This is a genomic window from Ruegeria sp. BC5, from assembly GCF_056539205.1.
Genome location: NZ_JBQFUN010000012.1, coordinates 48,485 through 57,485 on the forward strand (window position 1 = coordinate 48,485; position 9,001 = coordinate 57,485).

Consider the following 9,001-nt stretch of genomic DNA (forward strand, 5'->3'; position numbering starts at 1 on the left):
ACCGTACAGCTGTCATGAAACCGTCACGCAGCGCGTCAGCGCTGCCGGACCCAACCAGAGGAAGTGCCGCACAGCGGCAGTGACGATGGGCGGGAGTACCCCTTATCAAGACTGCGCGTCTGCCTCCATCTCGCGGCGCAACCAATCTGCAAAAGCCAGCGCCCCCGGGGTTTCTTCGGCTTGGGGTGACAATAACAGATAATAGGCTTCGGGCATTGGAGCGCGATGGGCAAAGGGGGCCACAAGCCGCCCCTGTTCGATTAAGCCGCGTGCAATAGTGTCGTGGGTCAGGCATAGCCCCCCGCCTGCCATCGCGACGGACAGGCTGACCAAATAGGTTGTCGAGTAAGTGATAGGCGGATTTCCCCAAATTAGAGCCTGTTCTTCGGCCCAATTTGCCCAGTTTGACAGCAGATTCGAACAATCGAACAACGGCTTTAGTTGCAGCGTGTCCAGCATCACTTCATAGCCCGGCGCACAGACTGGGTAATAATAATCGGTCCGCAACAATTCCGTTCGCACCATATCGGATGGGCGCAGAGAAAATCGGATTTCCACGGCGGCCCCTTCGGCCATCTCCCGCGGCTCCCATAATTCGGTAAAAATGTTCAGTTGGACTTCTGGGTGTGCCTCGCGGAATTGCGGCAGGCGCGGGGCCAGCCAATTGACGGCAAACGTGATGTTGCTTTGCACCTGAACGGCGTTTTGCTGCGCGCCTGTGACGGCTTGCGTGCCGCGGACCAGCGTTCGAAACGCCTCGCGCACCACCGGCAGATAGGTGATGCCGGCCTCGGTCAGTTCCAGCGCGCGCGGGCGGCGCAGGAACAGGGGCTGGCCCAGATATCCCTCCAACGATTTGATCTGCTGGCTGACCGCGCTTTGGGTCATGTTCAGGTCGCGGGCAGCGCCGGTGAAGGACAAGTGGCGCGCAGCGGCTTCAAACGTGCGTAACCACCCCAGCGGAGGAAGCTGTTTCTGCATTCGCATAATCCTGCCATTAGCTCAACTTATGAATTAGGACTGTTTTTTTCGTTGGTCAATTTTTTAAAGCGCAGGCAGGCTTTTCCGCAGCCCTAACTACCCTATCGGAGCCCGCAATGGCCATCACAAACCTGCGCCCCAATATCGACCACTGGGAGGACCGCGTAGATCTTGCCGCCACCTTTCGTTGGACAGAACGTCTGAACATGCATGAAGGCGTCGCCAATCATTTCAGTCTGGCAGTGAATGATGATGGCACGCAGTTTCTGATGAATGCCAATCAGATGCATTTTGCCCGTATCAAGGCCTCGAATCTGTTGCTGCTGGATGCCAATGACCCGAACGTCATGTCTCAGCCCGGTGCGCCTGACCCAACCGCGTGGGGATTGCATGGCTCGATCCACCGCCATTGCCCGCATGCGCGCTGTGTGATGCATGTGCATTCGATCTTTGCCACCGTTCTGGCCTCGCTGGCCGACAGTCGCCTGCCGCCGATCGATCAGAATACGGCCACCTTCTACAATCGCTATGTGGTGGATAACGAATTTGGTGGTCTGGCCTTTGAAAGCGAAGGTGAGCGCTGCGCGTCAATGCTGTCGGATCCGCAGAAGAAGGTCATGATCATGGGCAACCATGGCGTGTTGGTGATCGGAAGCGATCCCGCGGATGCGTTCAACCGGTTGTACTATTTCGAACGCGCGGCCGAAACGTATATCCGTGCGCTGCAAACCGGCCAGCCGTTGCGCGTGTTGTCGGATGAGATTGCCGAAAAGACGGCACAGGAACTGGACGAGTATCCCGACCAGGCCGATGCGCATCTGCGTGAAATCAAGGCTCTGCTGGATGCCGATGGCTCAGACTACGCCTCATAAAGGGTAATGCTATGACTGATTCCACTCAGGACCCCGAAGCCGCCCGCTGGAATTACCACCCCGAGGGGCCAGTGGGATTGAACCCGTTGTTCAACTGGCCCCCGCGCCCCGCTGCCGTGCTGAAATGGTATAGCGGTGCCTGGTTGCAGATCACGTCGCTGACTCTGTGCTTGGTGGTGGCGGTGACAGCCTATGTACTCTTTTTCCCAGCGTTAGAGACGATGACAAGCTTTGCACCCGGCTGGATGTTCCGCATTTGGCTGCTGAACATGGTGCCTCAGATTCTAATCGCGGGTGGTCTGCACTGGTGGCTGTACATGCGCAAAGGGCAGGGCATGTACAAAAAGTTCGACCGCCGCGACCTGACCCGCAGCAACGGCACGTTCACCTTTCGCAATCAGGTTTGGGACAATATCTGGTGGACGCTGGGCAGCGCGATGACAGTCGCGACAGTGTATCAGTGGATCATCTACTGGGCGATGGCGAACGGCTATGTGCCCACCGTAACTTGGGCCAGCGCACCGGTCTGGTGCGTGGTTTGGCTGGCATTCATACCGATGTGGTCGGGATTGCATTTTTACTGGGTGCATCGGCTGGAACATCACCCCAAGCTGTATAAACACGTGCATGCCGTGCATCACCGCAACGTAAATACGGGGCCGTGGTCAGGCATTTCAAACCATTGGTTCGAAAACATCCTGTACTTCACCACCTACTTCATCCACTTGATCGTGCCCTCGCATCCGCTGCACCTGCTGTTCCATGCCTATTTCCAACAGGTCAGCCCGGTCCTGTCGCATTCCGGATTTGAAAAGCTGCGTGCCCGGGAAACCGATGCCGCCCGCGCAGGGGACTTCTTCCACCAGCTGCATCATCGGTATTTCGAGTGCAACTACGGCACCTCTGAGATTCCGTTCGACAAGTGGTTTGGCACCTATCACGACGGCTCGGCCGAGGCGACGACGCGGACGCGCGCTTTCAAAAAGCAGATGTATACCTGAAAGGTCAGCTCCGCTCGAACAAGGCGATCAGAGCGGTATCATCCTTGTTGGGGCCTGCGGCGAGGTCCCCATAGATGCGCACCTCGGGCAGGGTCAGGTTTCGAATCTGGCCCTGCGCCATTTTATGCAAGGTTTCGGCAAAGCCCATTTTTTCATAGTGTTTTGCGTTGATCGACAGGGCGAACTGTGCGCCGGGGCGGGCGATGCGCAGCAGGGCGGGCAGGGCCTCAGGGCCCAGATGGCCATGGGTGAAAGTGCCCGAGGATACGATGCCCGCATAGCTGTCGCGCGGGACCGGGATACCCTGGTTCAGGTCTGCCTCAATCGCATCGCGGTAGATATCCTTGCGCATGGCCTGATCCAGCATTTCGGCGCTGATATCCGTGGCGTCAATTGGCCCGACGCCCAGACCGGCCAGAACCGCACCGCACAGTCCTGTGCCTGCGCCCACATCCAGAACCGGGCCTTGCCCACCCGCGCTCACAAAGGCACGGGCCGTATGGATGTGCAGTTGATAGTCTTCAAGTGCTGCAAAGGAATCGTCATAGTCCCCGGCCCACTCGGCATAGAGCCGTTTGTGTTCTTCCGGTGAGTCCAGGGCATAGGCAGCGTGCAGATTGGGTGTTTTGTCACTCATACTCAAAAGAAAGGCGCATTGAGGGATTCGAATCAAGTATTCCGGCGCAATTGCTTGCATCCGCCGGGATTGCGGATCATCTAAGGCGCCATGACAGGAACTCTTTTTTCGTTCGGCCACGGATATTCGGCGCAAGCCTTGTCCCAGCTACTTGAACCACAAGGTTGGCGTATCTGCGGCACCACACGCGACCCGGCCCAATCCCCCGCTATTCGCGCATCCGGAGCAGACCCGCTGGTCTGGCCAGGGCAGGTGCCGAATCTGGACGGGGTGACGCATTTGCTGATTTCGACGGCGCCGAAAGCGGACGGAGACCCGGTGCTGGCTGCCCTGCAAGATGAGATTTCTGCGCGGGCTGCGCAGTTTGAATGGGTGGGATACCTGTCGACGACCGCAGTCTATGGCGATCATCAAGGCGCATGGGTGGATGAAACTACCCCGCCTGCGCCCACGGCTGAGCGTGGCAGATGGCGGGTGAAGGCTGAACAGCAGTGGATGAGCATCCCTGATCTGCCCACACATATTTTCCGGCTGGCGGGCATCTATGGTCCCGGTCGCGGTCCGTTTTCCAAGCTCAAGCGGGCGGGGATGCGGCGTATTATCAAGCCCGGTCAGGTGTTTTCGCGCATTCACGTCGCGGATATCGCACAGGTTCTGGCCGCCTCGATGGCCGCGCCCAACCCTGGTGCCATATATAACGTCTGCGATGATGAGCCGGTGCCACCGCAGGACGTGATCGCCTATGCCGCTGAGTTGCAGGGCCTGCCCTTACCGCCAGAGGTGCCGTTCGACGAGGCTGATCTGACCCCAATGGCCCGCAGTTTCTATAACGAAAACAAGCGGGTCAGGAATGATCGGATCAAGGACGAACTGGGCGTACGTCTGCTTTATCCTGATTACCGCACCGGGCTTGAGGCCCTGATGAAAGACACCTGACGCTCAGCCAGCAGCCTTGATCAGTTCAGCGGCCTTTTCGGCAATCATGATGGTGGGAGCATTGGTGTTGCCGGACACCAGCGTCGGCATAACCGAAGCGTCGATCACGCGCAGCGCATCGATACCACGTACGCGCAATTCCGGGTCGACCACGGCCATGTCATCCAAACCCATTTTGCAGGTCCCGACCGGGTGATAGATCGTGTCGGCGCGATCGCGGATGTGGTTTTCCCAATCGGCATCGGTTTGCGCGGTTTCGGTTCCGAACATTTCCTTGTGCCGATACTTCTCCAGCGCCGGGGCCTGAATGATGTCACGCGTCATCCGCGCGCCCTTGATCAGCGTTTCCAGATCACGGTCGTCAGACAGGAACGCTGGATCAATGGCAGGGGCGGCGAATGGGTCGGCGCTGTGCAGCCCCACCGTGCCCCGGCTTTCGGGGCGCAATTTGCAGACGTGGCAAGTAAATCCGTGACCGTAATGCAGTTTGCGGGCGTGATCGTCGACCAAGGCAATAGTGAAATGCAGCTGAATATCAGGCCGATCCAGATCAGGCGATGTTTTCAGAAAAGCCGCCCCTTCGGCAAACGGCGTGGCCGCCATTGAAACGCCGGTCTTACGCCAACGCAGCAGGTGCCGCAGCAGGTTCACCGATGCGGTCGCCCCGATCCCGAAATTGTCAGTGTCTTTTGTTTTGTAGGACAGAATAAAATCTAGGTGATCCTGCAGGTTCTGGCCAACGCCGGGCAGGTTATGGCGCACGGTGATGCCGTGTCGGGCAAGGTCCGCGCCATCCCCAATTCCTGACAGTTGCAGCAATTGTGGAGATTTGAGTGCACCGGCACAAATCAGCACTTCTCGTCTGGCCGTAACCACGATGTCGGGCCCTTTGCCTTTTTTCTTGTAGATCACGCCGCTCGCGCGCTTGCCGTCGAATGTCAGTTCTTTTGCCACTGCATGAGTGATGACTTTCAGGTTCGGGCGGTCCATCACCGGAAAGACATAGGCCGCAGCTGCTGAACAACGCTCTCCATTTCGGGCCGGGTCGTGAAATTGGGTCACTTGGTACAGGCCGACCCCTTCATTGTTGCCACGGTTAAAGTCATGCGTGCGGCGGTGCTGCAATTGTTCGGCTGCGCGGATGAAATCATGAGTGATCGGGCGCGGCTCTTTTTGGTGTGAAACCTGAACCGGACCGCTGTCACCATGCAGATCATCGGCTCCGTCCTCATTATTCTCGGATCGTTTGAAAAAGGGTAGCACGCTCTCCCAATCCCAGCCGGTGCAGCCCAGATCGGACCAGCCGTCATAGTCCTGACGCTGTCCCCGTATGTAAAGCATCGCATTGATGGCACTGGACCCACCCAGTGCCTTGCCGCGCGGCTGATACCCCCGGCGTCCGTTCAGGCCCGGCTGTGGCACGGTCTCGAACGCCCAGTTGTTGATCTTTGGCCGCCCGGGCAGGGCAGCGACCACGGCCGAGGGCATACGGACCAGAATACTGTCGCCACGACCGCCAGCCTCAAGCAGGCAAACGCGGGTGTTTGGGTCGGCGCTGAGGCGATTGGCCAGTACCGAACCCGCGGACCCGCCGCCAACGATGACGTAGTCGAATTCCATTTTGACTCCCTCAGTGCCGGATCGGGTATGGCTATGCCTGTAACCTTCCGTGGGTCTGACAGTGGCGCAGCGGTCGAAAAAAACAATTGGCGCTATTGGGATGTGACCCAAGGTTATTTTGTGGTGCTGCCGGTGAACGGGTTGTCACGCAGTGGATTATGAAAATACCATAATCATTTCCTATCGCATTCATCATTAAACAAAACTTTTATGCATGATTTTGATTTGCTACTTCTGGTGGTGACAAGACCAAAGAGTCGCCGATCCCCCCGAGCGAAAAACGCGTGCCCCTGGGCGCGAGTTAAGGGCGGGTAAAGGTGTCATCTGCATGAGTTCTTGATCGACCAAGTTTGAACCGTGCGAACCTGCCGGAAATTAGCCAGGAATGGAGATCGATATGGATGGAAGTGATAACCCCAAAACGGGCGGATGCCCGGTGATGCATGGCGCCGGAACCCGGTCAAACCGGGATTGGTGGCCCAACCAACTGAACCTGTCGATCCTACACCAGCATGCGCCCGCGTCGAACCCGCTTGGGGGCGATTTTAATTACGCGGAAGAGTTCAAGAAACTGGACATGAAGGCGCTGAAGGAAGACCTGTACGCGCTGATGACGGATTCTCAGGATTGGTGGCCGGCGGATTACGGTCATTACGGTGGGCTGTTCATCCGGATGGCCTGGCACAGCGCCGGGACGTACCGGACCGCAGATGGCCGTGGTGGCGCGTCGACCGGCAACCAACGCTTTGCGCCGCTGAACAGCTGGCCGGACAACGGCAACCTGGACAAGGCGCGCCGTCTGCTGTGGCCAATCAAACAGAAATACGGCAATCAGATTTCCTGGGCAGATCTGATTATTTTGGCGGGTAACTGCGCCATCGAATCCATGGGTGGCAAGACCTTTGGCTTTGCCGGTGGCCGCGAAGACATCTGGGCACCCGAAGAAGACATCTATTGGGGTACGGAAACGGAATGGCTCGCTCCGACAGACAACCCTCACAGCCGCTATTCAGGCGAGCGTGATCTGGAAAACCCGCTGGCCGCCGTGCAGATGGGCCTGATCTATGTGAACCCCGAGGGCCCCGACGGGCAGCCTGATGCGTTGGCCTCTGGTCGTGACATCCGCGACACGTTTGGTCGGATGGCAATGAATGACGAAGAGACAGTCGCATTGGTCGCGGGTGGTCACACCTTTGGCAAGGCACACGGCGCAGGTGATCCCGATCTGGTTGGTCCGGAACCCGAGGCTGCGCCGATCGAGGAAATGGGCTTTGGCTGGATAAACAAGTTCGGTTCGGGCAAGGGTGACGACACCACCACCAGCGGGATCGAAGGGGCGTGGACCGCGAACCCGATCCAATGGGACAATGGCTATTTCGACCTGCTGTTCGGCTATGACTGGAACCTGACCAAAAGCCCCTCGGGCGCCTGGATCTGGGAACCGGTCGGCGTGAAAGAAGAAGATATGGCCCCTGCGGCGCATGATCCGTCGAAAAAGGTCAAGACAATGATGACAACGGCGGACATGGCGATGCGCATGGACCCGATCTATGGCCCGATCTCAAAGCGGTTCCACGAGAACCCGGAAGAGTTCGCGGACGCCTTTGCCCGTGCCTGGTTCAAGCTGACCCACCGCGATATGGGCCCGCGCTCGAACTATATCGGTGATGAGGCCCCGACCGAAGAGTTGCTGTGGCAGGACAATGTACCGGCCGTGGATCACGACCTGATCGACGACACGGATGCGGCTGACCTGAAGAGCAAGATTCTGGCAGCCGGCCTGTCGGTCTCTGAACTGGTGTCGACCGCCTGGGCTTCGGCCTCGACATTCCGCGGGTCGGACAAGCGCGGCGGAGCCAATGGCGCCCGCATCCGTCTTGCGCCGCAGAAAGACTGGGACGTGAACGAACCGATGAAGCTGTCCAAAGCGCTGGATGCGTTGGAAGGCGTTCAGAAAGCGTTTAACGATGCGCAGTCGGGCAACAAACGGGTCTCTTTGGCCGATGTGATCGTTCTGGGCGGTGCAGCCGGTATTGAACAGGCCGCCAAAGCGGCGGGTCATGAGGTTCAGGTACCGTTCGCCCCGGGCCGCACAGATGCGACGCAGGATCAGACGGATGTCGAGTCGTTCTCGGTGATGGAGCCATTTGCAGACGGCTTCCGGAACTATCAAAAGTCCGACTACAGCGTATCGCCCGAAGAACTGTTGATCGATCGGGCGCAGCTGCTGGCTCTGTCAGCCCCGGAAATGACGGCGTTGGTTGGCGGGCTTCGGGTAATGGGCGCGACGTTCGGCGACACAACACATGGTGTGTTCACTAACAACGTCGGCACGCTCAGCACCGATTTCTTTACCAACCTGCTGGACATGGGTACCGAGTGGAAAGCTGCGGGCAACGGCGTCTATGAAGGCCGCGACCGCACCAGCGGGGCGGTCAAGTGGACCGGAACACGTGTTGATCTGGTCTTTGGGTCAAACTCGCAACTGCGAGCGCTGGCCGAGGTCTACGGTCAGGCCGATGCCGGGGGCAAATTCGTCTGCGACTTTGTCTCGGCCTGGAACAAGGTGATGAACGCGGATCGCTTCGATCTGTCGTAAACACGCGACTAACGTAATGATTGCGCCGTCCGAAGAGACTCGGGCGGCGTTTTCTTTGGCCCAGCCCCGGGGCGCATACCAAGCATTGGGTACGATTCCGCCCATAGATCAACCCTTCCCCCAATTTCAGTGGCCTGTAAGCGGGTTTTTCCCACGAATTGTTAAGTTAACTTATTGATTTCATTAAGGTGGGTAAGTTTCTGAGGGGAAAAGCGAAGTTTTTTCAAAATGGGGGTTGCAGGTCCCAGACCTAATCCGTAAATACCCCTTCACCGGCGCTGCTGAGGCGGTGTTGGGACGCTGGAGACGGCGGAGACGCTCAGGAGAGACTGGGGGCATCTTGAGGGATTTGTTA

At 58.2% G+C, this 9,001-nt stretch carries 8 protein-coding genes; 5 read left to right on the forward strand and 3 right to left on the reverse strand.

The genetic code is table 11. The features are described 5' to 3' along the window. Positions 1-105: 105 nt before the first annotated feature. Positions 106-981 carry a LysR family transcriptional regulator gene (locus ACR0LY_RS19790; RefSeq protein WP_170349460.1) on the reverse strand — a complete coding sequence of 292 codons (876 nt, stop codon included), beginning with the start codon at positions 979-981 and terminating at the stop codon, positions 106-108. A 116-nt stretch (positions 982-1,097) separates the two neighbouring features. Between ACR0LY_RS19790 and ACR0LY_RS19795 the strand changes: the two genes are divergently transcribed. Then, positions 1,098-1,853, forward strand: coding sequence for a class II aldolase and adducin N-terminal domain-containing protein (locus tag ACR0LY_RS19795; protein ID WP_170349459.1), 756 nt, complete (start codon positions 1,098-1,100; stop codon positions 1,851-1,853). Positions 1,854-1,864: 11 nt separating this feature from the next. After that, positions 1,865-2,854, forward strand: a complete 990-nt coding sequence (locus ACR0LY_RS19800; RefSeq protein ID WP_170349457.1) for a sterol desaturase family protein — start codon at positions 1,865-1,867, stop codon at positions 2,852-2,854. Positions 2,855-2,858: 4 nt separating this feature from the next. Here ACR0LY_RS19800 and ACR0LY_RS19805 read toward each other — a convergent pair whose 3' ends face one another. Then, positions 2,859-3,491 carry a class I SAM-dependent DNA methyltransferase gene (locus tag ACR0LY_RS19805; protein ID WP_170349455.1) on the reverse strand — a complete coding sequence of 211 codons (633 nt, stop codon included), beginning with the start codon at positions 3,489-3,491 and terminating at the stop codon, positions 2,859-2,861. A 90-nt stretch (positions 3,492-3,581) separates the two neighbouring features. On the opposite strand from ACR0LY_RS19805, the gene ACR0LY_RS19810 reads away from it, so the two are divergent. After that, on the forward strand, positions 3,582-4,427 hold the full coding sequence (locus ACR0LY_RS19810) for an SDR family oxidoreductase (RefSeq protein ID WP_170349453.1): 846 nt from the start codon (positions 3,582-3,584) through the stop codon (positions 4,425-4,427). 3 nt (positions 4,428-4,430) lie between these two features. On the opposite strand, the gene ACR0LY_RS19815 is transcribed toward ACR0LY_RS19810, so the two are convergent. Next, entirely contained in the window at positions 4,431-6,047 is a 1,617-nt protein-coding gene (locus ACR0LY_RS19815; RefSeq protein WP_170349451.1) for a GMC family oxidoreductase, read from the reverse strand. 27 nt (positions 6,048-6,074) lie between these two features. Between ACR0LY_RS19815 and ACR0LY_RS19820 the strand changes: the two genes are divergently transcribed. Both ACR0LY_RS19820 and katG read left to right on the forward strand, forming a co-directional pair. Then, positions 6,075-6,209, forward strand: a complete 135-nt coding sequence (locus ACR0LY_RS19820; protein WP_302477189.1) for a hypothetical protein — start codon at positions 6,075-6,077, stop codon at positions 6,207-6,209. Positions 6,210-6,444: 235 nt separating this feature from the next. Continuing rightward, positions 6,445-8,646 carry a catalase/peroxidase HPI gene (katG, locus tag ACR0LY_RS19825; protein WP_170349449.1) on the forward strand — a complete coding sequence of 734 codons (2,202 nt, stop codon included), beginning with the start codon at positions 6,445-6,447 and terminating at the stop codon, positions 8,644-8,646. The last annotated feature ends 355 nt before the right edge of the window (positions 8,647-9,001 follow it).

Coding starts and splice junctions, on each gene's coding strand:
- ACR0LY_RS19790 (WP_170349460.1), bottom strand. CDS start 981: ATGCAGAAACAGCTTCCTCCGCTGGGGTGGTTACGCACGTTTGAAGCC.
- ACR0LY_RS19795 (WP_170349459.1), top strand. CDS start 1,098: ATGGCCATCACAAACCTGCGCCCCAATATCGACCACTGGGAGGACCGC.
- ACR0LY_RS19800 (WP_170349457.1), top strand. CDS start 1,865: ATGACTGATTCCACTCAGGACCCCGAAGCCGCCCGCTGGAATTACCAC.
- ACR0LY_RS19805 (WP_170349455.1), bottom strand. CDS start 3,491: ATGAGTGACAAAACACCCAATCTGCACGCTGCCTATGCCCTGGACTCA.
- ACR0LY_RS19810 (WP_170349453.1), top strand. CDS start 3,582: ATGACAGGAACTCTTTTTTCGTTCGGCCACGGATATTCGGCGCAAGCC.
- ACR0LY_RS19815 (WP_170349451.1), bottom strand. CDS start 6,047: ATGGAATTCGACTACGTCATCGTTGGCGGCGGGTCCGCGGGTTCGGTA.
- ACR0LY_RS19820 (WP_302477189.1), top strand. CDS start 6,075: ATGGCTATGCCTGTAACCTTCCGTGGGTCTGACAGTGGCGCAGCGGTC.
- katG (WP_170349449.1), top strand. CDS start 6,445: ATGGATGGAAGTGATAACCCCAAAACGGGCGGATGCCCGGTGATGCAT.